Genomic DNA, 26322 nt, shown 5'->3' with positions numbered 1-26322 from the left:
AACGCGTGAAGGCCACTAAGCGTGAAGCCCCCCTCAAGATGAGATATCCCATCGCAAGAGTAAGACCCCTTGAAGACGACGAGGTAGATAGGGCAGAGGTGGAAGCATGGTAACATGTGGAGCTGACTGTCACTAATAGGTCGAGGGCTTAACCAGGTTGGTTTAGGTAAGAGGAAAGAACGGATGAAGATATATAACAATGTGTGGTTTTGAGGGTATATGTATTATATGAAATACTGCTTAAGATAGGAATGCGTAAATCCAGGTGTGGGTTTGCGCTTTTTTTGCTTTTGAAAAGAACTGTTACCGGCTATTGAAAAGTGAGATGATTATGATGAAAAGAAAAATTAACAGGAAAAAACCTGTAATATTGATTACCGGATATCTTGGTTCAGGAAAGACAACTCTGCTTCAGGGTTTGCTTGAGAATGGAGATAACAGTGGTCTTGCATTAATTATAAATGATATGGGAAGCGTAAATGTGGATGGAAAGCTGATAAAAAATGTGGACTCTTCACAGAAAACTACAAAGATGGTGGAATTGCAAAACGGGTGTATCTGCTGTTCTTTGCGGGAAGAATTTATGTATCAGATTGAAGAACTTTCAAAAGATCAAAGAGTAGACAGAATATTAGTGGAGGCATCGGGAATCAGCAATCCGGCATCTATCGCGGAAGGTTTTCTGCTATCAGAAGCGGGTCCGGATGATCTGAGCGTTTATTTACACTCCATTATTACAGTTGTAGATGCAGACCGGATTTATAATGAATTTTTGGGTGAGATGGAAGAACAGCTTCAGGAAGATGAAGAAGAGGGGCCTGATATCATAAACCTGGTTATGGATCAGATAGAATTTTGCAGCACAATCATTTTAAATAAATGTGATTTGATTTCGACGGCCAGAATTGACCAGGTAATAAATACAATAAAGCAGATTCAGCCCGAGGCCGGGATCATTGAAACAACGTGGGGGAGAGTCGATTCCCGGCTTATATTTGATGGAAAAGTGTTTGATTATGACAAAGTTATGAATTCATCATCGCTGCAGAAAGCACTTTTAAGAGAAAAACATATGGATGAATCCGGAACAGACGGTTATGGAGTGTCTTCTTTTGTTTATGAAGAAAGAAAAGCATTTGACCGGGAAAAGTTTATGGAATTATTGGAAGACAATTACCCTGAAGCAGTAATACGTGCAAAAGGTTATATCTGGTTCTCAGATGATCTGGTACATGCCCAGCTGTTTGAACAGGCAGGAAGAAATGCTTCTGTTTCAGAAGCAACCAGCTGGGTAGCGGCGCTGCCTGAAGAAGAGAAAGAAGAGATTCTAAGAAATTATCCGGATGTGCTGGAAGACTGGGATGAGATCTATGGTGACCGCATGAACCAGATTGTATTTATTGGAAGGGACTATGAAAGAGAAGATATGATTACGGCGTTAAATAATTGTATCGCAGAAGGAGTTTAAACGCATGATAAGAATATTATTTGTATGCCTTGGTAATATATGCAGATCACCAATGGCAGAGTTTGTAATGAAGGATTTGATTGATAAAAAGAATCTGACTGGAAAATTTCTCATCTCTTCTGCTGCGACCAGTGCAGAAGAAATCGGCAATCCGGTTCATCATGGTACCCAAAATAAGTTAAGAGAATTAGGAATTTCCACAGCAGGCAAATATGCGGTCCAGCTAAAGAAAAAAGATTACTGCAATTATGACTATATATTGGGAATGGAACAAAGGAATGTTACGGAGATTATGAGAATTGTGGGAGGTGATCCAAAGGGAAAGGTAAAACGGCTTCTGGATTACAGTTCCAGCCCCAGGGATATTGCTGATCCATGGTATACCGGTGATTTTGATACGACGTATTACGATGTAAAAGAAGGCTGTGAGACATTACTGGATACGATTCTTAAGTCACAAGGCATCAATTAGAGGATGAAAACAGGCGGATGTTCTCCGGAATATTTGGTGAACTTCCACCTGTTATAAATCAGTCTTATTAATCATCGATATCCACGATTGTCATGTTGAGCGCTTCCGAGGATAAATTGATCTCCTTGCCAGCTATGCTGGGAGGATTGATGAAGCGGATGATTGGACGGAGGGAGAATCCTGGAGTATTATCTTTGACAACAGCCGTACTTCCGTCGCTTAATTTGACAATGGTACCGATTGGATAGGCGGAGACGCATTGAAAAAAGGCAGATAACAGTTCCGGGTCAAAATGGGAATTACAGCAGCTTGTCAGATAATCAAATATCTTCCGGGGATTCTAGGCTTTACGGTATGGTCTTGTTGCACTTAAGGCATCATAAACATCTGCTATAGCCAGGATACGGCCATAAAGAGGGATATTCTCGCCTGCAAGACCAAAAGGATAACCGCTCCCGTCATATTTCTCATGATGGGTCTGTATTCCCTGCAGCACTGACTGCGAGATGGAAGTGCAGTCAAACAGCTTGTCATAGGAGAGGCTTGGATGCTGCTTCATAATCTCGTACTCTTCATTTGTCAGGGGACCGGGTTTATTGGTTATTTCAATTGGAATATCTGTTTTTCCGATATCATGGAGAAGGCCGCAGAGGGCTAAATCATTAAGCTTGGAAATAGAGAGTCCGATATACCGCCCAATAAGTACGCTTAAAATTCCTACATACAGGCTGTGGGAATAGGTATAGCTGTCATAATCTCTGATATCAATCATCTGAAACAGATATTTGTCCATACTTAAAACGTTCATAACAACGGTTTTGGCTACGTCAGCAATATTCTCATAGATCTGTCTGCTCGTCTGAAATGTCACTTTTTTTAGACTTTCATCAAAAGTTTCCTGTATGCTGATCAGCATTTTTGCCTTTAATTCAGGCTCCACAATATCTACTGGCTCAATACCCTCTGTAAGCTCAGTCTGAATATAAGCCCCTTGAATACCTATATTCATCATTCTGTTTATGGTACGTTCATTAAGGATGTAACCGGTTACGGCGAAAGGCAGCATTGGGTTTAAACCTGGTATGTTGCGGGCTAACTCCATACCTTCAGTCAATTTCTCAATAGGTAGATAAATCAATTCTTTACACCTCAACAGACTAAATGGCAGTCTCTTCTTTCTGTTCAGTAGTTTCCTTTTTATGTTAAAATTAGAAATAATTTCACATTAATAACTTAAATTATAGATGGATTTCACAAATGCGTCAATGAAAATTTATTATCTTATAGTTGGATTAATGGAGAAAATTGTGGTTTCATTTTGTACAATTATAGGAAGTGGTGGTAAAATATGGTAATTATAGTGAAAAATTATTCAATAAGAAATAAAATTTAACCATTCATACTTGACCGTCATCCTGCATAAGTATGTAAAAACGTCCTAGCAGGGGGATTTTCTTGAAGGAATATATTGAAGAACGCGCGGTTGCGATCGCCAACTACATCATAGACTACCATGCAACCGTAAGGCAGACAGCAAAGAAATTTGGAATATCCAAATCTACGGTACATAAGGATGTAACGGACCGTTTAGAGCACATCAATCCGTCCCTGGCAGCCCGGGCCAGGGTAATCCTGGACATTAACAAGTCCGAGCGTCATATCAGAGGCGGTCTCGCCACCAAAGAGAAGTATCAGCACCGCCTACAGATGTGCAGCAAAAAAGATTCATAGAACAAATGAGTGGGGAGACAGCCGCTGTTTGAGAAATGGTAGATGTTCTCAGACCAGCGGCTGTCATGATTCATGAAAATCAAAATTTTACAAAAAACAGGTTGACATGAATCCGCAAAATATGTTATTCTTTACCCCAGTATGAAGAGACATTATCGTTTTCATGCAAATATTGACCACTTCGTAAGAAGTTAAGCCCAGACGGACAGGCGGGTCAGCTGCCGAACGTGGGAAACCACATTATTGATTGAGTTAGAAGCTCAAATTTTATAAGTTGATTACTTTATAATCAGTGCATCTGCACATCATCTTGTGAAACGATCAATAATAGCAGGGACAGTATATTTGCTATGTAGACTCGAAAACGGTAATTGTCATGAATATAATGCAGACGGAGGCTGATTCCGTTATACGATTCATGAAATTTCAGGCAGGTGATGTACATTCACCTGCTTTTTTTGATTGTAAGGAATTTTATTGCAGAGAGGTAATATGCCATATGAACAGAGACGATCAGATGAGGGCTCCCATTTATGATGCTCTTGAAACATTCAGAAAGAAAAGAGTGGTACCTTTTGATGTGCCGGGGCATAAACGGGGAAGAGGAAATCCGGAGCTGGCACAGCTCCTTGGGGAACGTTGTGTGGGGCTTGATGTCAATTCCATGAAACCACTTGATAATTTATGTCATCCTGTGTCGGTCATTCGTGATGCGGAACAGCTTGCGGCTGAGGCTTTTGGAGCAGCAGACGCGTTTCTGATGGTGGGAGGAACCACCTCAGCGGTACAGAGTATGATCCTTTCCGTTTGTAAAGCCGGGGACAAGATCATTCTTCCAAGGAATGTCCATAAGAGCGCCATCAACGCGCTGGTGCTTTGCGGTGCAGTTCCTGTATATGTAAATCCAGAGGTTAACAGCATGCTTGGGATTTCCCTTGGCATGGAGATCAGCCAGGTTGAGAAGGCGATTGAGGAAAATCCTGACGCAGTAGCAGTGTTTGTTAACAATCCCACTTATTATGGAATCTGCTCGGATATGCGCTCCATTGTCCGCCTGGCCCATGCCCACGGTATGAAGGTTCTGGCAGATGAAGCTCATGGAACCCATCTTTATTTCGGCAAAAATCTGCCTGTTTCGGCGATGGCGGCAGGCGCGGATATGGCGGCGGTTTCTATGCATAAATCCGGAGGAAGTCTGACACAAAGTTCGCTTCTTCTGCTCAATACCGGCGTGAACGGAGATTATGTGCGGCAGATTATTAACTTAACACAGACTACCAGCGCTTCCTATCTTCTTCTTTCAAGCCTTGACATTTCCAGAAGGAATCTGGCACTCAGAGGAGAAGAATCCTTTGCAAAGGTGACTGAAATGGCAGAGTATGCCAGGGAAGAAATCAATTCCATCGGGGGATATTATGCATATGGAAGAGACTTGATAAACGGTACCAGCATCTTCGACTATGATGTGACCAAGCTTTCTGTTTATACGCTGGGGAATGGTCTGGCAGGAATTGAAGTGTATGATCTTCTTCGGGATGAATATGACATTCAGATTGAATTTGGAGATATCTGCAACATTCTTGCTTATATTTCCATCGGTGACAGGATACAGGATATCGAACGTCTGGTGGGTGCGCTTGCTGATGTGGAACGCCTTTATAAAAAAGACCGGACAGGTATGCTCTCGGGAGAGTACATAGCACCAAAAGTGGTGATATCTCCCCAGAAAGCATTTTATTCAAAGAAGATATCTGTTCCGGTGAAGGAGTCAGCCGGTAAGATCAGCGGAGAGTTTGTTATGTGCTATCCGCCTGGTATTCCCATTCTGGCGCCTGGTGAGATGATTACGGAAGAGATTGTGGAATACATCATTTATGCCAGAGAAAAGGGATGCTCCATGCAGGGAACAGAAGATCCGGCAGTGGAGAATTTAATGGTACTGACAGAGTAATTTCCGGTAAGCGGGAAAGATGGAGGAAAATATGGAGATATGGTTTTCGGAATTGCATACATCCAATGTAAAGCTTTCCGTCCGGATTGACAAACAGCTTTTTTCCGGCGAAAGCGAATATCAGAGAATCGATGTATTTGAATCCCAGGAATTCGGAAAGTTTGTGGCTCTTGACGGAGACATTGTTTTTTCAGAGAAAGATGAATTTATTTATGATGAAATGGTAACCCATGTGCCGATGGCGGTTCACCCCGATGTCAGGAATGTGCTGATTATCGGTGGTGGGGACGGAGGCGTGGCGAAGGAACTTTTGCAGTATCCTTCCATTGAATCCATTGACGTAGTTGAGACGGATAAGCTGTTTGTAGAGGTATGCCGTGAGATATTTCCTGAGGTGGCATGCGGTCTGGCTGATAAAAGAGTACGGGTCTACTATGATGACGGACTTCGTTTTCTGAGAAATAAAAAAGAGGAATACGATCTGATTATCAATGATTCCACCGATCCGTTCGGTCATACAGAAGGGCTTTTCACCAAAGAGTTTTATGGAAGCTGTTATAAGGCACTCAAAAGCGACGGAATTATGGTTTACCAGCATGGCAGTCCATTTTATGATGAGGATGAACTGGCCTGCAGAAGCATGCACAGGAAGGTATACCGTTCCTTCCCGATCAGCCGTGTTTATCAGGCCCATATTCCAACCTGCCCGTCAGGTTACTGGCTGTTTGGCTTTGCTTCAAAAAAATATCACCCGATTAATGATTTTAAACCGGATAAATGGAACAAAATGAAAATAGAGACCTGGTACTATACCACCAATCTTCACACAGGAGCATTTATGCTTCCAAAATATGTGGAAGATTTACTGGAAGAGGAGGAAAAGGAATGAGCAGATTATTAGTAATCGGATGCGGCGGGGTTGCCGCAGTAGCAATCAACAAGTGCTGTCAGAACAGCGAGGTATTTACAGACATCTGTATTGCAAGCAGAACAAAGGAAAAGTGTGATGCTTTAAAGGCAAAGCTGGAAGGTAAGACAAAAACCAGAATCGAGACTGCAAAAGTAGATGCGGATCACACAGAGGAAGTGATTGCCCTGATTAAGAGCTATCAGCCGGATGCGGTGTTAAATGTGGCCCTTCCGTATCAGGATTTGACCATTATGGATGCCTGCCTGGCTGCAGGTGTGGATTACATCGATACAGCAAACTTTGAGCCGGAAGATACTGATGATCCCCAGTGGAGGGCGATCTATGAAAAGCGGTGTGAGGAGCTTGGTTTTACAGCGTATTTTGATTATTCCTGGCAGTGGGATTACAGGGAGAGATTTGAGAAGGCAAATATTACCGCTCTTCTTGGAACCGGCTTTGATCCTGGTGTTACCAGCGTATTTTCTGCTTATGCTCTTAAGCATTATTTTGATGAGATTCATACCATTGATATTTTAGACTGCAACGGCGGAGATCACGGTTATCCATTTGCAACAAACTTTAATCCTGAGATTAATTTAAGGGAAGTATCTGCAAATGGATCTTACTGGGAGGATGGCCGCTGGATAGAAACAAAGCCTATGGAACTGAAATCCAAATATAATTTTCCAGAGGTTGGTGAGAAGGACATGTATCTTCTTCATCATGAAGAGATTGAGTCTCTGGCAAAGAACATTCCCGGAGTTAAGAGAATCCGCTTTTTTATGACCTTTGGGCAAAGCTATTTAACCCATATGAAATGTCTGGAGAATGTAGGTATGCTCTCCACTTCTCCTATTGAGTTTAATGGTCAGAATATTGTTCCTATCCAGTTTTTAAAAGCCCTTCTTCCGGATCCGGCTTCTCTGGGTCCAAGAACAGTTGGAAAGACCAACATTGGATGTATTTTTACAGGAATCAAAGACGGAAAGGAAAAAACGATCTACATCTACAACGTATGTGATCATCAGGAGTGCTACAAAGAGGTGGAATCACAGGCTATTTCCTATACAACCGGAGTTCCGGCGATGATCGGTGCCATGATGGTGGTGACAGGTCAGTGGAAAAAGCCCGGCGTATTCAATGTAGAGGAATTTGATCCGGATCCATATATGGAGGCTTTAAATAAATGGGGCCTTCCATGGGTAGTCTGCGAAGATCCTGAGACTGTAACCGTATGGAGACAGGAATAATCATGAAAATTGAGGAATTAAAGACTCCCTGCTACGTGATTGATGAGGGCAGGCTGACTGAAAATTTAAAGATTTTAAGGGGGGTAAGGGAGAGAACCGGATGCAGCATTCTTCTTGCCCAGAAGGCTTTTTCCTGTTTTGCAGAGTATCCGTTAATCAGTAAATACATTGATGGAACTACTGCAAGCGGGTTGTACGAGGCCAGACTTGGCAAGGAGGAGATGGGGCTGTCAAACCATGTTTTTGCTCCTGCTTATAAGGAATCGGATTTTGAGGAACTGACAAAAATCTGCGACCACATTGTATTTAACTCATTTTCACAGCTGAAAAAATATAAGGACTGCCTTGGGGGAGTAAAAGCCGGAATCCGGATTAATCCCCAGTGTTCCACCCAGGATGGGCATGCCATTTATGATCCCTGTGCACCGGGGTCCAGACTGGGTGTGACCCGGGAACAGTTTGAGGAGGAGTATCTTCCTTATATCTCTGGCTTTCATTTTCATACGCTCTGCGAGCAGAATGCTGATGCGCTGAAAACAACTCTGGATGCCGTGGAAGATCAGTTTGGTGAATATTTTCACCGGTTATCCTGGATTAATATGGGCGGAGGACATCATATAACCAGAGATGATTATGATCTGGAACTTTTGGAATCCTGTATTAAGAGAATTCAGGAACGATATGGACTTCATGTCTATTTAGAACCCGGCGAGGCAGTTGCTTTAAATGCCGGATATTTAGTGACAGAAGTGATGGACGTGGTGGATAACGGAATCAAAACCTTAATACTTGACGCATCGGCGGCGTGCCATATGCCGGATGTTCTGGAAATGCCTTACCGCCCGCCATTAAAGGACAGCGCAGATCCGGGAGAAAAGCCTTATACGTACCGTTTGTCCTCCTGTACCTGCCTGGCAGGAGATGTAATCGGTGACTATTCCTTTGATCATGAGATAAACCCCGGGGATAAACTGTATTTTATGGATATGGCTATTTACTCCATGGTTAAAAACAACACATTCAACGGTATGCCGCTTCCTTCCATAGCGATTATGGATCTGGACGGAGAATGCCGCGTAATAAAAGAATTCGGATACGAAGATTTTAAAAACAGGCTGTCTTAATCTGCCTGATATGAGGACGGAACTATGAAAAAGCTATCCACACTCCCGGCAGAAGACGGATTTTTTATGCCGGGAGAATTTGAGCCGCACAGGGGCTGTATTATGATCTGGCCCAGACGGCCGGGATCCTGGCCCTATGAGGCTGCTAACGCCAGAAAAGCCTTTGCTGAAATCGCAGAAGCCATTGCAGACAGTGAACAGCTGATCATGCTGGCTGAAGAGGATGCTTACGAGAATGCCAGAGCCATGCTATCTGAGAGAATCGAAGTGATGGTGATGGAATCTGACGATGCGTGGGCGAGAGATGTGGGTCCCACTTTTGTAAAAGATAAGACTGGGCGCGTCAGGGGTATTGACTGGCAGTTTAATGCCTGGGGAGGTACCTTTGACGGTCTGTATCAGGATTGGGAGAAGGACAATCTTCTGGCGGGACGTTTTTGTGAAAAGCTGGGATATGCGGTTTATGATGCAGGGCACTTCGTTCTGGAAGGAGGCTCCATTCATTCAGATGGAGAGGGGACGGTTCTGGTGACGGAACGCTGTCTCTTAAGCGGTGGAAGGAATCCTCTGCTGACGAAGGATCAGATTGAAGCAAGGTTAAAGGAGTATCTGGGAGCAGAGAAGATTATCTGGCTGAAGTATGGAATCTATCAGGATGAAACCAATGAGCACGTGGATAATGTCTGTGCATTCGTACGCCCCGGGGAAGTGGTGCTTGCCTGGACAGACGACAGCAAAGATCCACAGTATGAAATGTCACTGGAGGATTTGAGGATACTTGAGAGAGAGACCGATGCAAAAGGTCGTCATTTTACTGTTCATAAACTTCCGATTCCAAGGGTCCCTGTCTGTATCACAAAGGAGGAACTGGAAGGCTTTGTTTTCGAACCGGGTGAGGATGAACGGGAGCCTGGTGAGCGGCTGGCAGCAAGCTATGTGAATTTTTATATTTCAAACGGAGGAGTGATTGTACCTCAGTTTGGAGATGAGAATGACAGGGAAGCAGTCCGTATTCTTACTGGCTGTTTTCCGGAGAGGAAGATTTACCCGGTTTATGCCAGAGATATTATAGTTGGCGGCGGAAACATCCACTGCATCACTCAGCAGATACCAAAAGGAGAAATTGATGAGAAAGGTAACAGCGGCAGCAGTTCAGATGAAGTGCTGCGAAGACGTTGAGAAAAATATTGCCAATGCGGAAAAGCTGGTCAGACAGGCAGCAGCTAAGGGAGCCGGAATCATACTGCTTCCGGAGCTGTTTGAGCGTCCCTATTTCTGCCAGGAGAGACGGTATGAATACTATGGATATGCTAAGCCTGCCGGGGAAAATGACGCAGTTATTCATTTTTCACGGATTGCAGAAGAGCTTTCGGTGGTAATACCGGTCAGCTTTTATGAGCTGGCTGGAAACACCATGTTTAATTCCGTCGCAGTTCTTGATGCAGACGGGACAAATCTGGGAGTTTACCGAAAGACCCATATACCGGATGACCATTATTATCAGGAGAAGTTTTATTTTACTCCCGGAGACACCGGCTTTCAAGTGTTTGATACAAGATACGGAAAAATCGGAATCGGAATCTGCTGGGACCAGTGGTTTCCGGAGACAGCCAGATGCCTGGCGCTCCTGGGGGCAGAACTGATTTTTTACCCGACTGCGATTGGAAGTGAACCTATACTGGAATGTGACAGTATGGAGCACTGGAGACGATGCATGATGGGGCATTCTGCCTCCAATATTATTCCGGTAATTGCTGCAAACCGGATCGGAGAGGAAACGGTTATGCCCTGTGAGGAAAATGGTAACCAAAGCTCTACTTTAAAGTTTTATGGCTCATCCTTTATTACAGACAGCGCAGGTGCTCTGATTCAGTCCTTGGGGCGGGAAGAGGAAGGCGTGATCCTGGCAGAATTTGATTTGGATGAGATCAGCAGGGACCGCAGAAACTGGGGGATTTTCCGTGACAGAAGACCGGAACAGTACGGAATGATTTCTGGAAAGATCAGGCAGTGACTGAAATTATTTAAGCTAAAAATAAAAAATTTCATAAAAATGGCGTACTTCCCATATAAATAGTAATAATCAATAAGTTGGGGAGTGCGCTATGAAGAGACTGTTTAACAGAAAATGGATGATTTTTTTCGGCCTCGCCATGTGGGTGCTGGTAGTTCGTACCCTGAGCGGGTGTACAGTAAACGGGGATAATGGAGACAAAGTACGGGATCTGGATTTTTCTGTGGTAGCAGATACGGATATACCACAGGAACTCAGGCAGATAATAGCAGAAAAACAACAGTCACCCTTTAAACTGACTTACAGTGATGATAAAAATCTTTACATAGTGGTAGGATATGGAAAGCAGGCAAGCGGAGGTTACAGCATAGCAGTCAATGATCTTTATCTTACTGACAATTCCATAGTCCTGGATACGGAATTAATTGGTCCGGAAAAGGGTGAAAACACAGGAACGGAACCATCTTATCCATTTATTGTAATTCGGACGGAGATGTCGGAGCTTCCGGTTGTATTTCAGTAATTTATGTAAGAAAATAGCTGTTCTGTAAAAATAATGCAGGGCAGCTATTTTAAATTTCTCTTTTTTCTTTTGCCGCCATATGATATACTACATCAAACAGGAGTCGAAAGTAAGGAGAAAAGGAAGGTTCGTATGATATTAAAGGATATATGGCTTGATGTGAAAGCAGTAAAGCAGCGGGATCCGGCAGCCAGGAATGAACTGGAAGTCCTGCTTTTGTATCAGGGTGTACACGCACTTATCTGGCATCGCTTCGCCCACTGGTTTTATCAGCACAAGATGTTTTTTATAGCAAGACTGATTTCCCAGACAGCCAGATTTTTTACACTGATTGAGATTCACCCGGGCGCAGTAATGGGGCACGGTATACTGATTGACCATGGCTGTGGGGTAGTAATAGGAGAAACTGCAGTTGTAGGGGATAACTGTACTATTTATCAGGGTGTTACCCTTGGAGGTGTAGGCTTGAATAAAGGAAAGCGCCATCCAACCCTTGGCAATAATGTGACGGTAGGTGCTGGTGCTAAGATTCTGGGTTCTTTTGAAGTCGGTGATAACTGCACCATAGCAGCCAATGCCGTGCTTTTAAAGCCGCTGGAAAATAATGTGACGGCGGTGGGAATTCCCGCGCGGCCGGTAAAGATCGACGGAGTTCCCATACCAAAGAAAGAAAGCAAGATGGTTACCATGGAGCATTACTGCATGATGGAAGAACGTGTAAAGGAGCTGGAAGAGAAGCTTCATAAACTGGAAAACCTGCTTTCTGAAAAAGGAAATGAGAATTTAAAGGAAGAGGAGAAATCCCGGGAATAAATAAAAAAAGTATATTGGAACATGCACCTGCATACACTTTCTTAAAGGAATAAAAGAAGGTAAGGCAGGTGCTTTTTCATGTTGGAGCTGGTGAAGAAAAACATACATATGAATCGCTGGAAAGGAAACGCCACATCCCAGATTACGCTTGACGATGATTTCATTGTCCCTGACAGCATGGATGATGTGGAGCAGATTATTCTTAGTTCCGGTGAGATTACCATTGATTCCGTCAAGAATCAGGCGGAACGGGTAATAGTCCGGGGAAAGATGGATTTTACCATTTTGTATCGGGGATCAGAAGGCGGACTTTGTACTTTAAGCGGGAGCATTAATTTTGAAGAACCAATTAATGTACCCGGACTGGAAGAAAAAGATATGGTGCAGGTATTCTGCGAATTGGAAGATTTAAATGCAGGAATCATCAATTCCAGAAAATTAAGCGTAAAGGCCATTGTAACGCTGCAGGTAAAGGTTGAGACTATTTGCGATGTAGATGCTGCTGTAGAAGTGGACACGAAACCCACCGCAGGTGATGCTCCCAATGTAGAGACTCTTCGAAAAAAGGTGGATGTGGCAACGATTGCTCTCCGCCATAAGGACACGTTTCGGATTAAAGATACCATCAGCCTGTCTGGGAATAAGCCTAATATTGATCATATATTGTGGAGCGAAATGATATTAAGAGGCGTAACCACCAGGCCTGTGGACGGAAAGATGATGCTTGACGGGGAACTGATGGTTTTTATAATTTATCAGGGAGAAGGGGAAAATGCTCCCATACAGTGGTTGGAAGAAAGTATTCCTTTTTCAGGAGAAATAGAAGTTCAGGATATAACGGAAGACATGGTACCAATCGTTATGGTGCGGCTGATCCACAAGGATATTGAGGCGAAACCTGATTCAGACGGTGAAATGCGGGAAACAGACGTGGATGCAGTGCTGGAACTGGATATGAAGCTTTATAAAGAAGAAAATATGGAGCTGTTAAATGACTTATATTCTACTAACCGTGATCTGGCGCTTCAGACAGGAGAAGCCTGCTTTGATAAGATACTTACTAAGAATATGAGTAAATGTAAAATTGCAGAGAAAATTACACTGGAACATGCAGACCGGATTCTCCAGATTTGTCACAGTGAGGGAACGGTTAAAATTGATGAAACGGAAGTAAAGGAAGACGGACTTCATGTGGAAGGCGTTCTGGAAGTAAAAATCCTCTATATGACGTCTGATGACTCGCAGCCAATTCAGTGTGCAGTGGAAGATATTCCGTTCCATTTTCTGATTGAGGCTCCCGGAATTAATGAATCTACCATTTGTCAGCTAAATCCCGGTCTGGAACAGTTAAGTGCAGTTATGATGGGCGGAGGAACTATTGAGGTAAAAGCCACCATTTCCCTGGATCTTCTGGCTTTACAGCCGGTTTGCGAACAGATTATAACCAGTGCGGTGGATTCTCCCATGGACTTAAATAATTTACAAAAATTGCCGGGGATTGTGGGCTATATTGTTCAGCAGGATGATACCCTTTGGAAAATTGCAAAAAAATTCCATACAACAATTGACACGATCATGGCCACCAACGGTCTTGCGGAAAATACTGTAAAGCCAGGAGACCGGTTAATTCTTGTAAAAGAAGTTTCATAAAATCAATGCCAGGCAAAGGTGATTTACTTTTGTCTGGCATTTCTGTCAGTTATCTACTGCATGATTTTATTAAAACAGGGTACTATAAAGATTGCTATTCACATATCGGCAAGTCCTGTTATATAATATATTATAGCTTAAGCTTTGTTCAACCATCGACGGCGCCATAACGCATCCAGCTGGTGCTTAAGATAGATGACAGGTTAGCCTGGGCGGTAGTGACGCGATTGCAAGGCGTTATTACCGTTTACATAGCATCATACTTACTAATGGAGAAGAAACATGAATTACACTTATTTGGTTAAATGCGCGGATAATACTCTTTACTGCGGTTGGACAAACCATCTGGAAAAAAGAATCGAAGCCCATAACCAGGGAAAAGGTGCTAAATATACAAAGACTAGAAGGCCGGTGGAACTGGTCTATTATGAATCATATCCAACGAAGGAAGAGGCTATGCGCCGTGAAGTGCAGATAAAGAAGCTTTCCAGAAAGGACAAACTGCTTCTTATAAATGAATCCGAAAGTAAGGAATAGACAAAAAAGAAGGCTGGCGGGCATTTTACAGGGTGCTTCCAGTCTTCTTTTTTTAATCCTAAGCTACGAATTGATACATGAGGATGTAGTGGCAGAAGCTTCCGCCCATTACAAACAGATGGAAAAGTTCATGGTTGCCGAAACTTTTATGCCTGGATTGAAACAGAGGAAGCTTTAATGCATATATGACGCCTCCCAAAGTATAGATCAGTCCGCCTGCCAAAAGCCAGATAAAGGCAGCAGGAGGCAGTGCTAAAACGATCTTACGGAAAGCCAGGACGCAGATCCAGCCCATGGCAATATAAATTACGGAGGAAAACCATCTTGGGCACATCACGAAGAAAGCTTTGATTATCATCCCTAATATGGCGATTCCCCAGACAAGAGCAAGGAGGCCCAGACCGGTTTTGTCACCCAGAACAATTAAACAGACCGGAGTGTAGGTTCCAGCAATCAGGATAAATATCATCATGTGATCTAATTTTTTCAACAGCTTATTTATCTTTGGCGAAATATCAAGGGTATGATAGATGGTGCTGGCGGCATAGAGAAGAACCATGCTGATACTGAATACCGCGAGGGATGCCAGATGAAGTTCTCCGTCTTGAGAAGCTTTGATAAGCAGGGGAGTTGCCGCAATCAGGGCCAGGAGCATGGCAATAAAATGAGTGCCTGCACTGACTGGATCTTTAATTTTTATGTTCATAATGAAACCTCCTTGCATGAGAATTAAAAACTTGTCATGTAGTAATGAAAACTACGTTATATCTTTTTATATACTATACACTTTTGGGAAAAAGAATGCAAGTATTTTTTGAATTCAAAGTAAAAATCTTCATTGCTATTATTTTCAGTATGAAATATAATCAATGAAACAAAAGTCATGAAAAGAGAGGAATAATCGAATGAATGAAACGGTGAAGGAACTGATGGAGAGGAAGTCTGTCCGTGTTTATGAAGACAAGCAGATTGAGCAGGAAAAAAAGGCAGTAATCATGGAAGCGGCCCTGCAGGCACCGACTGCAGGCAATATGACTTTATATTCCATTATCGATGTGACGGATCCGGAATTAAAAAAGACATTGTCTGTGACCTGTGACAATCAGCCATTTATTGCCCAGGCTCCCATGGTACTTGTATTTGTGGCGGATTATCAAAAATGGTATGACCTGTTTTGCAAGTATGATGATACAGTCAGGGCACCTGGAATGGGAGATTTTATGCTGGCAGCGGACGATGCGTTAATAGCGGCCCAGAATGCGGTCGTTGCAGCACAATCCATGGGAATCGGCTCCTGTTATATTGGGGATATATTAGAACAGTACGAAACCCACCGGGAATTATTTTCTCTTCCCAGGTATGCAGTGCCTGCGGCAATGGTAGTTTTTGGTTATCCCGTTCAGCAGCAAAAAGACCGAGTAAAGCCGAAAAGACTAAGGCCGGAAGCCGTAGTTTTTGAAAATACTTACTGCCGGCTGGAGCCGGAAACATTTGAGTGTGAATTAAATAATGTCAATGACAGGGGGGAAGATTTTGAACGGTGGATCCGGGCATTCTGCAGCCGCAAATGGAATAGTGATTTCAGCAGAGAGATGAGCCGGTCTGTAAAGGCTATGATGGATCAGTGGGAAAAAGAGGAGCAGCAGACAGATGAAGCTTAATATATTATTTGAAGATGATGAGATTCTTGTGGTGGAAAAACCGGCAGGAATTGAGTCTCAGTCGGGGAAGACTTTTGAACCGGATATGGTTAGTGAATTAAAGAAACATATCAACACACTATCCACAAAGAAGGGGGAGCCATATGTGGGAGTTATCCACAGACTTGACAAGCCGGTTGGGGGAGTAATGGTCTATGCAAAATCCCAAATAGCGGCAGAGGCTTTAAGCAGACAGGTTTCTGAGCATAAGATGCAGAAAATTTATTATGCAGTTGTTTGTGGAAAACCTGTGGATAACTTTGGCACCTACGTGGATTATTTGTGGAAAGACGGAAAAAATAATTCTTCCAAAATTGTGGAAAAGGGGATAAAAAGTGCAAAACCTGCAGAGCTGGATTACTGGATTGTGGATTGTATTAATTGGGAAGGCAGAGAACTGAGTCTGCTTAAGATACGGTTAAAGACCGGCCGGCACCACCAGATCCGCGTGCAGATGGCAGGTCATGGCACACCCCTGTGGGGTGACCGTAAGTATAATCCTGAATTTCAGGACTCGAAAGCAAAAGGAAATGTTGCTCTATTTGCTTTTGGACTTACATTTTCACATCCTCTAACGGGAAAGAAAATGGCATTTTCCATAAAACCAAAAGGAGGGCTGTTTGAACATTTTTCCTGGCAGGATATATTTTAAAAGGAATTTTTTACTATTTGAGTTTCTGCATATTTTTCGCCGTTTGATCAATAATAAACCTTGTACAAAAGAAGTACAAATCAGAAACAGGTGAGTCCATGGAGAAACCGAGCAGGAAACTGAAGAAAACAATTTTAATATTGGGAGTTACAGGGGCAGTATATATAAGCTTTCGATTTTTGCTGCCTCTTGTGATTCCCTTTTTGATTGCATATGTATTTGCCCTTTCCCTCCGTCCATCTGCGCTTTGGATTGAGAGAAAAACAAGGTTTAATTATAAAAAAAGAGTCATTTCTCTGCCTCTTGCACTGATCGGCGGAGTAGAAATTTTTCTTTTTATGATTGTGCTTGGAGTGTTCCTTTATTTTGCAGGCAGAAAGCTTTTTATGGAAGCAAGGCTGCTGTTAAAAAACCTTCCTCTGATTTTAGACGGTTTAAACACCTGGCTGATGGAAAACTGTTCCTTTGTGGAACGGTTTTTAAAACTCCCGGATGGTTATATGGTAAATGTGGTCAGCGATATATTAACCGGAGGTGAAGCAGCTGTTAAAAGCAGGGCAATGCCATTTCTGATGTCAAATTCTATGACGGTTCTAAAATGGGTGGTTCAGCTGACTGTTATTCTGGTAATTTTATTGATTGCAACCGTCTTATCCCTTCAGGAGATGGATGATATACGCACTAGGCGGGATAATTCCATGTTCTGTTATGAGTATGCAATGCTTGGCAACCGCCTTATGACGGTAGGAAGTGCCTGGTTAAAGACGCAGGGAGCCATTATGCTTTTTACGATGATAATCTGCTCTGCCGGGTTGTTTCTTCTGAAAAACCCTTATTTTATTCTGCTTGGAATCATAATCGGATTACTGGATGCCATGCCTATATTTGGTACCGGAACTGTTTTGATACCCTGGGCCCTGATCTCACTGATTGAAAAAAACTGGCTTTCAGGAATAGGCCTCATTATTATTTATATTATCTGCTATTTTGTGAGAGAAATCATGGAAGCGAAAATAATGGGGGGAAAAGTGGGTCTGACGCCGTTGGAAACGCTGGTGGCCATGTATGTAGGGCTGCAGCTTTTTGGTATTTTAGGATTTATCCTTGGTCCTATCGGACTTTTGATTATAGAAGATATCGTAGAGCTTTATGAAGGAACGTGCTATAATGACCCAAAGAAAGACAGGAAAGATGAAAGGGGAGAAGCACTATGAATCCGGATCAGCTGATAGAATTTTTAGGAATACTGGAAAAATTAAAATGTAATACCCGCCATAACTGGTCGACTAGCGGGAGGCAGGAAAGTGTGGCAGAGCACAGCTGGCGGCTGGCTGTGCTGGCCATGCTGATGGAAGAGGATTTTCCGGAGCTTGATATGAATAAGGTTATACGCATGTGCCTGATTCATGACTGGGGAGAGGCTTTGACGGGAGATATTCCGGCCTTTCTTAAAACGGAAGCAGATGAAAAGACAGAAGCCGGTGCCATTGAGTCCCTTTTGGAAAAACTGCCCGTTTCCCTCGCTTCCGGTTATCTGGCGATGTTTAAAGAACTGTCGGATCTCACTTCGGAGGAAGCAGTTCTTGTAAAGGCGCTTGATAAGACCGAAACGTTAATACAGCATAATGAAGCAGGTTCTGAAACGTGGCTGCCTCTGGAGTACGAGCTTAATCTAACTTATGGGGATGAAGTCTGCAGACATTTTGAAAAGACACAGCAGCTCCGTGACAAAGTAAGAGAGCATACGTTAAAGATAATGGAGGAGGAAGTGAGAGGCCACCGTGAAAAATAATACATACGAACAGATAATCAGTGAAATAAAAATGTTAAGAAAAGAGCTTCACAGCTGTCCGGAAAAATCGGGAGCAGAGAAGGAAACCATGAAGAAGCTGAAAGAATTTTTAAAAGAACGGACTTCTCTTACCATTGTAGATTGTGATACGTGGTTCTATGCCGTACATGAGGAAGAGGGAGCATGGACAAGCAAGGCATTCCGGGCAGATATGGATGCAGTGATGGGGGAGGATAACCGGCTTTTTCATGGCTGCGGACACGACGGTCACAGCGCCGTGTTAGCGGGATTGTGCCTTTTGCTGGAGGGGAAAAAGACCGGAAGCAATATATATGCGGTTTTTCAGCCGGCAGAGGAAACCGGACAGGGGGCGAAAGTCTGCAGCAGACTTCTGGAGGAAAAGGGAATCCGTGAGATCTATGGATTTCATAATCTTCCCGGGTATCCAGCGGGAAAGGCTGTGGTGAAAAAGGGTACCTTTGCATGTGCTTCCAGAGGACTGATCCTTTATCTTGAAGGCAGGCAGTGTCATGCTGCCTATCCGGAGGAGGGAATCAATCCTTCCTGGCTGATCGCTGAGTTAATCAGCAGTCTTCCAGCACTGACTGAAAAGGCCGGTTCTCAAGGTATGGTGCTTGCAACGATTATAGAAGTGAAGGCAGGTGGAGAAAACTTCGGCGTTTCTCCTTCTGACGGGAAACTGGCATTAACCATTCGCGCAGAACGTCTGTCAGAACTTAACCGGTTTCAGGCTTCCATACTTTCTCTGGCTGAAAAGCGTGCGGTTGAGGGCGGATTAAAGTTTCAGTACCAGATTCTTGATGAATTCCCGGATACATATAACGAATCTGATATGGCGGAGGCCTGTAAACGAAGATTTGAGGAAAACAAAGTTCCTTATCTGGAAGAAAATGTGCCGTTTCGGTGGTCTGAAGACTTTGGCTGGTATTTAATGAAATCTCCTGGTATGTTTTTCGGTGTGGGGGCAGGAGAGGACTGTCCGGGTCTTCATACAGCTGCCTATGAATTTCCGGATGGAATTATGGAAGCTGCAGTACGGGCTTTTGAGGCACTTTTGTAGGTTATGTCTGGGAAAATGAATTGTCCGCCTCTTGACAAACATTTATAAATAACGTAAAATCAACCATACGATCTATAAAAACAAAAGTAGATATGACGTTGAAGAGGATTAATAAGTGATGATGTATTACAGAGAGAAGGCCCTTAGCTGAAAAGCCTTTATACCACTCATGACCCAACCTGCCTCGGAGTCCCGCAGTAAACTGCGGCGCTTGTCCGGCGTTATCGGATTAAAAGTGAGCCGCATGAAAGCAGCGGCTAAATTGGGTGGCACCGCCGAGCTGTTCGGTCCCTTTTCTGGGGATTGGATGGCTCTTTTTGTATCCCTCTATGCCCAAAAAACATGGGCAGGAAATAGGAAACACCCTACGGGTATCCCTTTATGCCCAAAAAACATGGGCAGGAAATAGGAAACACCCTGCGGGTATCCCTTTATGCCCAAAAAACATGGGCAGGAAATAGGAAAGGAGTTTTATCATGGCTAAGGACAAGAAATTAGTAGAAGCGATCACATCCATGGATGTGGATTTCGCACAGTGGTACACAGATGTAGTTAAAAAAGCAGAATTAATCGATTACTCCAGTGTAAAGGGCTGTATGGTAATTAAACCTGCAGGCTATGCTATCTGGGAGAACATTCAGAAGGAGCTGGACTCCAGATTCAAAGAAACAGGCGTGGAGAATGTATATATGCCTATGTTTATTCCGGAAAGTTTATTAGAAAAGGAAAAAGACCATGTGGAAGGATTTGCTCCGGAAGTAGCATGGGTTACTCATGGAGGGCTTGAGCCATTGCAGGAAAGGCTCTGTGTAAGACCTACATCTGAAACTTTATTCTGTGATTTTTATTCCAGAGAGATTCAGTCTTACCGGGATCTTCCGAAGGTTTATAACCAGTGGTGCTCCGTAGTTCGCTGGGAAAAAACAACCAGACCATTTCTTCGTTCCAGAGAATTCTTATGGCAGGAAGGCCATACGGCCCATGCCACATCTGAAGAAGCAGCTGAAAGAACAGAAATGATGCTTAACTTATATGCAGATTTCTGCGAAGAAGTGCTTGCAATGCCGGTTATCCGCGGCCAGAAAACAGATAAAGAGAAATTTGCCGGAGCAGAGGCTACTTATACCATTGAGGCCCTGATGCATGATGGAAAAGCACTTCAGTCCGGAACCAGCCATAACTTTGGAAGCGGATTTGCAAAGGCTTTTGAAATCCAGTATTCTGATAAGGAAAATAAACTCCAGTACGTACACCAGACTTCATGGGGACTCAGTACCAGACTGATCGGCGGTATTATTATGGTTCATGGAGATGACAACGGGCTTGTGCTTCCTCCAAGAATTGCTCCGGTTCAGGTAATGATCGTTCCGGTGCAGCAGCAGAAGGATGGTGTTCTGGAGAAAGCATATGAATTAAAGAAGGTTCTTTCTAATTATAAAGTAAAAGTAGATGATTCTGATAAGAGCCCGGGATGGAAGTTCAGCGAATCCGAAATGCGGGGAATCCCAGTGCGTGTTGAGATCGGACCGAGAGATATTGCTGAAAATCAGGCGGTTCTTGTCCGCCGCGATACTCATGAAAAATTAACGGTATCCTTAGATGAATTAAATCAAAAAGTAGGAGAACTTTTAATCTCCATTCAAAGCGACATGCTTGCCCGTGCCCGTGCCCACCGGGATGCCCATACCTATGAGGCTGTGGATATGGACACCTTTGTAAAGACCGTGGAAGAAAAGCCAGGCTTTGTAAAGGCTATGTGGTGCGGATGCCAGGAATGTGAGGATAAGATCAAGGAGCTTACAGGCGCAACATCAAGATGTATGCCATTTAAGCAGGATCATCTGTCCGATACCTGTATTTGCTGCGGCAAGCCGGCAGTTAAGATGGTTTACTGGGGCAGAGCATATTAATCAGGAAATAAGAGATGCAGGAGGGAATGCAGTGATTACAATTCAGGTACCAGATGCAGCAGGAAAGATCATAAAACAACTGAATACCCATGGATTTGAAGCCTATGCGGTGGGTGGATGTGTAAGGGACAGCCTGCTTGGACGGGTGCCAAAGGACTGGGACATCACCACCTCGGCAAAACCAGAACAGGTAAAGCAGATTTTTGCAAGAACAGTTGATACTGGAATTTTGCACGGTACAGTAACTGTATTGATGGAGCATGAAGCCTATGAGGTGACGACCTACCGCATTGATGGAGAATATGAAGATGGAAGGCATCCCAAGTCTGTGGAATTTACCAAAAATCTGCTGGAAGATTTAAAACGGCGGGATTTTACTATTAATGCAATGGCATACAGTGAAAGAGACGGGCTGGTAGATGCTTTCGGTGGAGCAATGGATTTAAACGCCGGGATCATCCGCTGTGTAGGAAATCCCATGGACCGGTTTCATGAAGATGCCTTAAGGATTCTCAGGGCGATCCGTTTTTCTGCACAGCTTGGATTTCGCATTGAAGAAGAAACGTATAAAGCCATTTTTGCAATCGCACCGAATATGGAAAAAGTCAGTAAGGAGCGGATTGCTGTGGAATTGACCAAGCTCCTTCTTTCTGACTATCCGGAGCAGATGAAGGCTGTATTTGAAAGCGGAATTGCGCCATACGTTTCGGAACATTTTTCTACTGCAGAAAGAGGACTTTTTGAACTTGAAAAGCTTAAGCGGCTGCCTTCCAGCAAACATGTTCGCTGGTCCGGATTCTTACGTTTCTTAGACCAGAAGGAGGCAGCAGGAATTCTTAAGGAGCTGAAGCTGGATAATGATACCATGGATCAGGTCAGAATCTTAACCGGTCTTTGGAAGACAGAAATTCCTGCTTTAAAACCGGAAATCAGAAAGGTTATGAGCAGGATTAAGACTTCCTTATTTGAGGATCTTTTAAACGTTCAAAGTGTTTTCTTAAACGGTCCTTATCTGGATCAGTTAAAAACAGTCAGACAGTTTGCCGGGGAAATCATCAATGACGGAGACTGCATTCATTTAAAGGATATGGCAGTGACCGGAAGAGATCTGATGGAAGCAGGAATAAAACCCGGTCCTAAAATGGGAGAAATCCTGGAAGCATTATTTGATGAAGTTATAAAAAATCCGGAAAATAACAACCGTGAGTATCTTCTGAATTATTCTAAAGATCTCCCTGAAAACATGCCCGGGCATGGATAACTTTCCCATGGAGTTTGCATATTTTTTTCCGCCCCTTCATACCCTAGAAGTAGCTGATTAGCTAAGAGTTGGAGGGGTGGTTGTGAACGAGAAATACACAGAGGTGCTTTCGCAGTATGAGCTTGGAATTCTGGATGTGAAACGCGGCCGGGGCGCCTGGCTGTGTGAAACAGATCAGGGGCTTAAGCTGCTGAGGGAATATAAAGGAACCATAAAGCGCCTGGAATTTGAAGATCAGGTATTTTTACAACTGGAAGAAACCGGCCATTTGAGTGTGGATCGCTATGTCAGAAATAAAGAAGGTGAAATTCTCTCCAGTGCCGAGGATGGGACCCGGTGGATCGTAAAAAACTGGTATTCAGACCGGGAATGTAATTTAAAGGATAGCAAAGAGGTGCTTTGCGCCATTGAACGGATTGCTTTATTACATAAAATATTTCGTAAGGTAAAGTTTAAAGAAGAATGGAACTTAGGATCCATTCTGGTGCAGCAGCCGGCTGAAGAGATGGAGCGTCACAACAGGGAGCTGATACGGGCCCGCAGTTTTATCCGCAGTAAAAGAAAGAAGTCTGAGTTTGAACTATGTGTCATGGGAAATTATGACGTATTTTTTGATCAGGCTATGGAAGCCTGTAAAGGACTTGCAGGTTTTTGTGAGGAAAGCGGGGTTGGGGAGGGGTATTTGTGTCATGGGGATCTAAACCAGCATCATATTCTGATGTGTTCCCATGATGTTGCGATTGTAGAGTTTAACCGGATGCACAGAGGTATGCAGATGGAGGATCTTTACCATTTTATGAGGAAGGCCATGGAAAAGCATGACTGGAATTTAAAGCTTGGTATGTCCATGCTTGATACTTATACGAAAGTACTTCCTTTATCAGGTGCAGACAGGACCTGCCTGTATTATCTGTTTTTGTATCCGGAAAAATACTGGAAGCAGATTAACTTTTATTATAATGCCAATAAGGCCTGGATACCGGCCAGAAATATTGAAAAACTAAGGGATTTAGAGATTCAGCAGCCTATGCGGAATCTTTTCCTGTCAAGAATAAAATAATGGGAATCTGCTTTCTTTTTGCTTTGTTATGATTTATAATAACCGTAACATGAAGTGGAGAGAAAGGAGCATTTTGCTTATGAAAGATTACAGAAGCATCTATGAAGAATGGCTGTCAAATCCATACTTTGATGAGGCAACGAAAAAAGAACTGCAAGGAATCAAAGAGGATGACAATGAGATCAAAGAGCGTTTCTACCAGGACCTGGAATTCGGTACTGCTGGTTTAAGAGGTGTAATCGGAGCAGGCATTAACCGCATGAACATCTATGTGGTCAGAAAGGCCACCCAGGGTCTTGCGAATTATATCATAAAACAAGGCGGAGCCAGCAAGGGCGTAGCCATAGCATATGACTCCAGACATATGTCTCCGGAATTTGCAGAGGAAGCGGCACTGACGCTTGCTGCCAATGGAATCAAAGCGTATAAGTTTGAATCTCTGCGTCCTACTCCGGAGCTTTCGTTTGCTGTGCGGAAACTGGGCTGTATTGCAGGTCTGAATATCACCGCCAGTCACAATCCTCCGGAATATAACGGATATAAGGTTTATTGGGAGGACGGCGCGCAGTTTACTCCGCCTCATGATCAGGGGGTTACTGCAGAGGTTTTAGGGATAACTGACATCTCTACGGTTAAGACTATAACAAGAGACGAAGCTGTTGCAGCGGGTAAGTATGAAATAATAGGTGCCTCCTTGGATGATGCCTACATTGCACAGGTAAAGGCACAGGTCATGAATCAGGCTGCAATTGACCAGATGAAAGACGAATTATCCATCGTTTATACCCCTCTCCATGGTACAGGCAATGTTCCGGCAAGAAGAGTCTTAAAGGAGCTTGGCTTCACCCATGTATACGTGGTACCGGAGCAGGAACTGCCAGATGGAGATTTTCCTACTGTGAGCTATCCCAATCCAGAGGCAGAGGAGGCATTTAAACTTGGTCTTTCCCTGGCAAAGGAAAAAGATGCGGACCTGGTTTTAGCTACCGATCCTGATGCGGACCGCCTGGGAGTTTATGTAAAGGATTATAAATCAGGAGAGTACATTCCGCTCACCGGCAATATGTCCGGTTCCCTCCTCTGTGAGTACGTATTAAGCCAGAGACAGGAGCGTGGAGACATTCCGTCTGACGGACAGGTGGTAAAGTCAATTGTAACGACTAATCTGGTGGACGCAGTGGCAAAGTATTATGGGTGTGAACTCATAGAGGTGCTGACCGGGTTTAAATATATCGGACAGCAGATCTTAAAGGAAGAGGCCACCGGCTATGGTACCTATCTGTTTGGGCTGGAAGAAAGCTATGGATGCCTGATCGGCACCTATGCCCGGGATAAAGATGCAATTTCTGCAACGGCCGCACTCTGTGAAGCTGCCGCCTATTATAAGACTAAAGGTATGAGTCTCTGGGATGCCATGATCGCGATGTATGAAAAGTATGGATATTATAAAGATGCTGTTAATTCAATCGGGTTAAAAGGCATTGAAGGTCAGGCTAAGATCCGGGCGATTATGGAATCCATGCGAAGCAATACGCCTGTAGATTTTGGCGGATATAAAGTTCTGTCAGCAAGAGATTATAAGGCTGATACGGTAAAGGACATGAAAACAGGAGCGGTGAAGTCCACCGGCTTACCGTCTTCTGATGTGCTTTATTATGAACTGGAAGAGGATGCGTGGTTATGCGTAAGACCTTCCGGAACAGAACCCAAGATCAAGTTCTACTATGGTATTAAGGGTACCTCAATGGCGGATGCAGATGAGAAATCTGCGAGGCTTGGAAAAACTCTTATGGCAATGGTAGATCAGATGGTATAAAATAACAAAAAAGAAGGATTTCCATTTCGGGAGATCCTTCTTTTTGTGGCTCTTTGTCAATAGTTGGGGTGGGATTCCTATGAATCCCGCCCCTTTCTTGCGTTTAGAGCTGCTTTAATGGTTCATTCTACTGTATGCTGTTTTGGGCATGCAAAATAAGCCTCCATATCCCGACCATTTTTCCTATGATGTACAATGAAGTATCCGTGTCCGGAACCGGTTAAAGTTCCTGATTCCATAAGAACTTCGTTTTAATACTTTAATCTTATTGTTAAATCCTTCTGTGACACCGTTTGTAATGCCATATTTAAAGGCATTTAAGATTTCTTTTCTCCAAGACTGGAACGTTTTTGCACATTTCTCGAACTCTTTAATACCGCATCCTCTTGCATTAGATATCCAATCATCGAATTCTTGCTGTTGCTTACGATAGGACTCTAGCTGGCTGATGTCATAAAACCATTCTTTCATCATATGCGCCAACCTTAGGTCATCACTATACTGAAGCATCAGATCACAGGCCTGTTTGTTCTCATCTTTCAGTTTTCTATAGCGGGTCAAAATCAGCTTTCGGCTTCGTTTATAGTATTTTCGAAGAGAAGCCGGC

At 43.5% G+C, this 26322-nt stretch carries 25 protein-coding genes, 1 rRNA gene and 1 other annotated feature; of the genes, 23 read left to right on the top strand and 3 right to left on the bottom strand.

Features of this window, described 5'->3' with window-relative positions; all coding sequences use genetic code 11:
* The 3 genes from DS742_RS22265 to DS742_RS22255 form a co-directional block, all read left to right on the top strand.
* Positions 1–156, top strand: a 23S ribosomal RNA gene (locus DS742_RS22265); the annotation flags it as partial.
* A 175-nt stretch (positions 157–331) separates the two neighbouring features.
* Positions 332–1468 carry a CobW family GTP-binding protein gene (locus DS742_RS22260; protein ID WP_117419161.1) on the top strand — a complete coding sequence of 379 codons (1137 nt, stop codon included), beginning with the start codon at positions 332–334 and terminating at the stop codon, positions 1466–1468.
* Positions 1469–1472: 4 nt separating this feature from the next.
* Positions 1473–1940 carry a low molecular weight protein-tyrosine-phosphatase gene (locus tag DS742_RS22255; protein WP_117419158.1) on the top strand — a complete coding sequence of 156 codons (468 nt, stop codon included), beginning with the start codon at positions 1473–1475 and terminating at the stop codon, positions 1938–1940.
* A 340-nt stretch (positions 1941–2280) separates the two neighbouring features.
* Here the strand turns inward: DS742_RS22255 and DS742_RS22250 are convergent, their stop codons facing one another.
* Positions 2281–3078 (bottom strand): HD-GYP domain-containing protein, encoded by a 798-nt coding sequence (locus tag DS742_RS22250; RefSeq protein WP_117419157.1) that lies wholly within the window; start codon positions 3076–3078, stop codon positions 2281–2283.
* A gap of 317 nt (positions 3079–3395) precedes the next feature.
* Between DS742_RS22250 and spoIIID the strand changes: the two genes are divergently transcribed.
* The 11 genes from spoIIID (at position 3396) to DS742_RS22195 (ending at position 14443) form a co-directional block, all read left to right on the top strand.
* Positions 3396–3671: a sporulation transcriptional regulator SpoIIID gene (gene spoIIID / locus DS742_RS22245; RefSeq protein ID WP_097006808.1), complete on the top strand. Its 276-nt coding sequence runs from the start codon at positions 3396–3398 to the stop codon at positions 3669–3671.
* 499 nt (positions 3672–4170) lie between these two features.
* Positions 4171–5622 carry an aminotransferase class I/II-fold pyridoxal phosphate-dependent enzyme gene (locus DS742_RS22240; RefSeq protein WP_117419160.1) on the top strand — a complete coding sequence of 484 codons (1452 nt, stop codon included), beginning with the start codon at positions 4171–4173 and terminating at the stop codon, positions 5620–5622.
* Between the two features lie 31 nt (positions 5623–5653).
* Positions 5654–6511: a polyamine aminopropyltransferase gene (gene speE, locus DS742_RS22235; protein ID WP_117419156.1), complete on the top strand. Its 858-nt coding sequence runs from the start codon at positions 5654–5656 to the stop codon at positions 6509–6511.
* Positions 6508–7782: a saccharopine dehydrogenase family protein gene (locus tag DS742_RS22230; RefSeq protein WP_117419155.1), complete on the top strand. Its 1275-nt coding sequence runs from the start codon at positions 6508–6510 to the stop codon at positions 7780–7782. The genes speE and DS742_RS22230 overlap by 4 nt, the downstream gene beginning before the upstream one ends.
* A 2-nt stretch (positions 7783–7784) precedes the next feature.
* On the top strand, positions 7785–8906 hold the full coding sequence (gene nspC / locus DS742_RS22225) for a carboxynorspermidine decarboxylase (protein ID WP_117419154.1): 1122 nt from the start codon (positions 7785–7787) through the stop codon (positions 8904–8906).
* Between the two features lie 24 nt (positions 8907–8930).
* On the top strand, positions 8931–10085 hold the full coding sequence (aguA, locus tag DS742_RS22220; protein ID WP_117419153.1) for an agmatine deiminase: 1155 nt from the start codon (positions 8931–8933) through the stop codon (positions 10083–10085).
* Positions 10033–10920: an N-carbamoylputrescine amidase gene (gene aguB, locus DS742_RS22215; RefSeq protein ID WP_117419152.1), complete on the top strand. Its 888-nt coding sequence runs from the start codon at positions 10033–10035 to the stop codon at positions 10918–10920. The genes aguA and aguB overlap by 53 nt, the downstream gene beginning before the upstream one ends.
* 139 nt (positions 10921–11059) lie before the next feature.
* Positions 11060–11443 (top strand): protease complex subunit PrcB family protein, encoded by a 384-nt coding sequence (locus DS742_RS22210; protein ID WP_375340393.1) that lies wholly within the window; start codon positions 11060–11062, stop codon positions 11441–11443.
* A gap of 132 nt (positions 11444–11575) precedes the next feature.
* On the top strand, positions 11576–12256 hold the full coding sequence (gene cysE / locus DS742_RS22205) for a serine O-acetyltransferase (RefSeq protein WP_117419150.1): 681 nt from the start codon (positions 11576–11578) through the stop codon (positions 12254–12256).
* Between the two features lie 78 nt (positions 12257–12334).
* A complete protein-coding gene (locus DS742_RS22200) occupies positions 12335–13906 on the top strand; it encodes a DUF3794 and LysM peptidoglycan-binding domain-containing protein (protein WP_117419149.1) in 1572 nt (523 codons plus the stop codon).
* Between the two features lie 282 nt (positions 13907–14188).
* Complete coding sequence (locus DS742_RS22195) at positions 14189–14443, top strand: GIY-YIG nuclease family protein (RefSeq protein WP_117419148.1); 255 nt, start codon at positions 14189–14191, stop codon at positions 14441–14443.
* Between the two features lie 58 nt (positions 14444–14501).
* Here the strand turns inward: DS742_RS22195 and trhA are convergent, their stop codons facing one another.
* Positions 14502–15149 carry a PAQR family membrane homeostasis protein TrhA gene (gene trhA / locus DS742_RS22190; protein ID WP_117419147.1) on the bottom strand — a complete coding sequence of 216 codons (648 nt, stop codon included), beginning with the start codon at positions 15147–15149 and terminating at the stop codon, positions 14502–14504.
* A 199-nt stretch (positions 15150–15348) separates the two neighbouring features.
* Here trhA and DS742_RS22185 point away from each other — a divergent pair, with 199 nt between their 5' ends.
* From DS742_RS22185 to DS742_RS22140, 9 genes are all read left to right on the top strand, one after another.
* Positions 15349–16104, top strand: a complete 756-nt coding sequence (locus DS742_RS22185; protein WP_117419146.1) for a nitroreductase family protein — start codon at positions 15349–15351, stop codon at positions 16102–16104.
* Positions 16094–16795, top strand: a complete 702-nt coding sequence (locus DS742_RS22180) for an RluA family pseudouridine synthase (protein WP_117419145.1) — start codon at positions 16094–16096, stop codon at positions 16793–16795. Before DS742_RS22185 ends, DS742_RS22180 begins: the two co-directional genes overlap by 11 nt.
* Before the next feature lie 98 nt (positions 16796–16893).
* Positions 16894–18009 carry an AI-2E family transporter gene (locus DS742_RS22175; protein ID WP_117419144.1) on the top strand — a complete coding sequence of 372 codons (1116 nt, stop codon included), beginning with the start codon at positions 16894–16896 and terminating at the stop codon, positions 18007–18009.
* Positions 18006–18587, top strand: coding sequence for an HD domain-containing protein (locus tag DS742_RS22170; RefSeq protein WP_117419143.1), 582 nt, complete (start codon positions 18006–18008; stop codon positions 18585–18587). The genes DS742_RS22175 and DS742_RS22170 overlap by 4 nt, the downstream gene beginning before the upstream one ends.
* Positions 18577–19668, top strand: coding sequence for a M20 metallopeptidase family protein (locus DS742_RS22165; protein ID WP_117419142.1), 1092 nt, complete (start codon positions 18577–18579; stop codon positions 19666–19668). Before DS742_RS22170 ends, DS742_RS22165 begins: the two co-directional genes overlap by 11 nt.
* 89 nt (positions 19669–19757) lie before the next feature.
* Positions 19758–19964 (top strand) — a binding site (T-box leader).
* A 180-nt stretch (positions 19965–20144) separates the two neighbouring features.
* Entirely contained in the window at positions 20145–21578 is a 1434-nt protein-coding gene (gene proS / locus DS742_RS22155; protein WP_117419140.1) for a proline--tRNA ligase, read from the top strand.
* Between the two features lie 34 nt (positions 21579–21612).
* Entirely contained in the window at positions 21613–22839 is a 1227-nt protein-coding gene (locus tag DS742_RS22150) for a CCA tRNA nucleotidyltransferase (protein WP_117419159.1), read from the top strand.
* Positions 22840–22921: 82 nt separating this feature from the next.
* Positions 22922–23899, top strand: a complete 978-nt coding sequence (locus tag DS742_RS22145; protein WP_117419139.1) for a protein kinase family protein — start codon at positions 22922–22924, stop codon at positions 23897–23899.
* A 79-nt stretch (positions 23900–23978) separates the two neighbouring features.
* Positions 23979–25715 (top strand): phospho-sugar mutase, encoded by a 1737-nt coding sequence (locus DS742_RS22140; RefSeq protein ID WP_117419138.1) that lies wholly within the window; start codon positions 23979–23981, stop codon positions 25713–25715.
* Positions 25716–25898: 183 nt separating this feature from the next.
* Here DS742_RS22140 and DS742_RS22135 read toward each other — a convergent pair.
* A partial coding sequence (locus tag DS742_RS22135; RefSeq protein WP_147325847.1) for a transposase occupies positions 25899–26322 on the bottom strand: 424 nt, incomplete at its 5' end.

Source organism: Lacrimispora amygdalina (assembly GCF_003432035.1).
GTDB lineage: Bacteria > Bacillota > Clostridia > Lachnospirales > Lachnospiraceae > Lacrimispora > Lacrimispora amygdalina.
The sequence above is the reverse complement of the archived record's forward strand: the minus strand, read 5'-3'. Positions and strand labels throughout refer to the sequence as shown.

Bases quoted from the DNA above. Each gene is read 5' to 3' on its own strand.
- proS (WP_117419140.1), top strand. From the start codon at position 20,145: ATGGCTAAGGACAAGAAATTAGTAGAAGCGATCACATCCATGGATGTG.
- nspC (WP_117419154.1), top strand. From the start codon at position 7,785: ATGAAAATTGAGGAATTAAAGACTCCCTGCTACGTGATTGATGAGGGC.
- DS742_RS22195 (WP_117419148.1), top strand. From the start codon at position 14,189: ATGAATTACACTTATTTGGTTAAATGCGCGGATAATACTCTTTACTGC.
- DS742_RS22140 (WP_117419138.1), top strand. From the start codon at position 23,979: ATGAAAGATTACAGAAGCATCTATGAAGAATGGCTGTCAAATCCATAC.
- DS742_RS22170 (WP_117419143.1), top strand. From the start codon at position 18,006: ATGAATCCGGATCAGCTGATAGAATTTTTAGGAATACTGGAAAAATTA.
- DS742_RS22240 (WP_117419160.1), top strand. From the start codon at position 4,171: ATGAACAGAGACGATCAGATGAGGGCTCCCATTTATGATGCTCTTGAA.
- DS742_RS22230 (WP_117419155.1), top strand. From the start codon at position 6,508: ATGAGCAGATTATTAGTAATCGGATGCGGCGGGGTTGCCGCAGTAGCA.
- DS742_RS22260 (WP_117419161.1), top strand. From the start codon at position 332: ATGATGAAAAGAAAAATTAACAGGAAAAAACCTGTAATATTGATTACC.
- cysE (WP_117419150.1), top strand. From the start codon at position 11,576: ATGATATTAAAGGATATATGGCTTGATGTGAAAGCAGTAAAGCAGCGG.
- DS742_RS22210 (WP_375340393.1), top strand. From the start codon at position 11,060: ATGTGGGTGCTGGTAGTTCGTACCCTGAGCGGGTGTACAGTAAACGGG.
- aguB (WP_117419152.1), top strand. From the start codon at position 10,033: ATGAGAAAGGTAACAGCGGCAGCAGTTCAGATGAAGTGCTGCGAAGAC.
- DS742_RS22200 (WP_117419149.1), top strand. From the start codon at position 12,335: ATGTTGGAGCTGGTGAAGAAAAACATACATATGAATCGCTGGAAAGGA.
- DS742_RS22180 (WP_117419145.1), top strand. From the start codon at position 16,094: ATGAAGCTTAATATATTATTTGAAGATGATGAGATTCTTGTGGTGGAA.
- DS742_RS22185 (WP_117419146.1), top strand. From the start codon at position 15,349: ATGAATGAAACGGTGAAGGAACTGATGGAGAGGAAGTCTGTCCGTGTT.
- DS742_RS22255 (WP_117419158.1), top strand. From the start codon at position 1,473: ATGATAAGAATATTATTTGTATGCCTTGGTAATATATGCAGATCACCA.
- DS742_RS22175 (WP_117419144.1), top strand. From the start codon at position 16,894: ATGGAGAAACCGAGCAGGAAACTGAAGAAAACAATTTTAATATTGGGA.
- trhA (WP_117419147.1), bottom strand. From the start codon at position 15,149: ATGAACATAAAAATTAAAGATCCAGTCAGTGCAGGCACTCATTTTATT.
- speE (WP_117419156.1), top strand. From the start codon at position 5,654: ATGGAGATATGGTTTTCGGAATTGCATACATCCAATGTAAAGCTTTCC.
- aguA (WP_117419153.1), top strand. From the start codon at position 8,931: ATGAAAAAGCTATCCACACTCCCGGCAGAAGACGGATTTTTTATGCCG.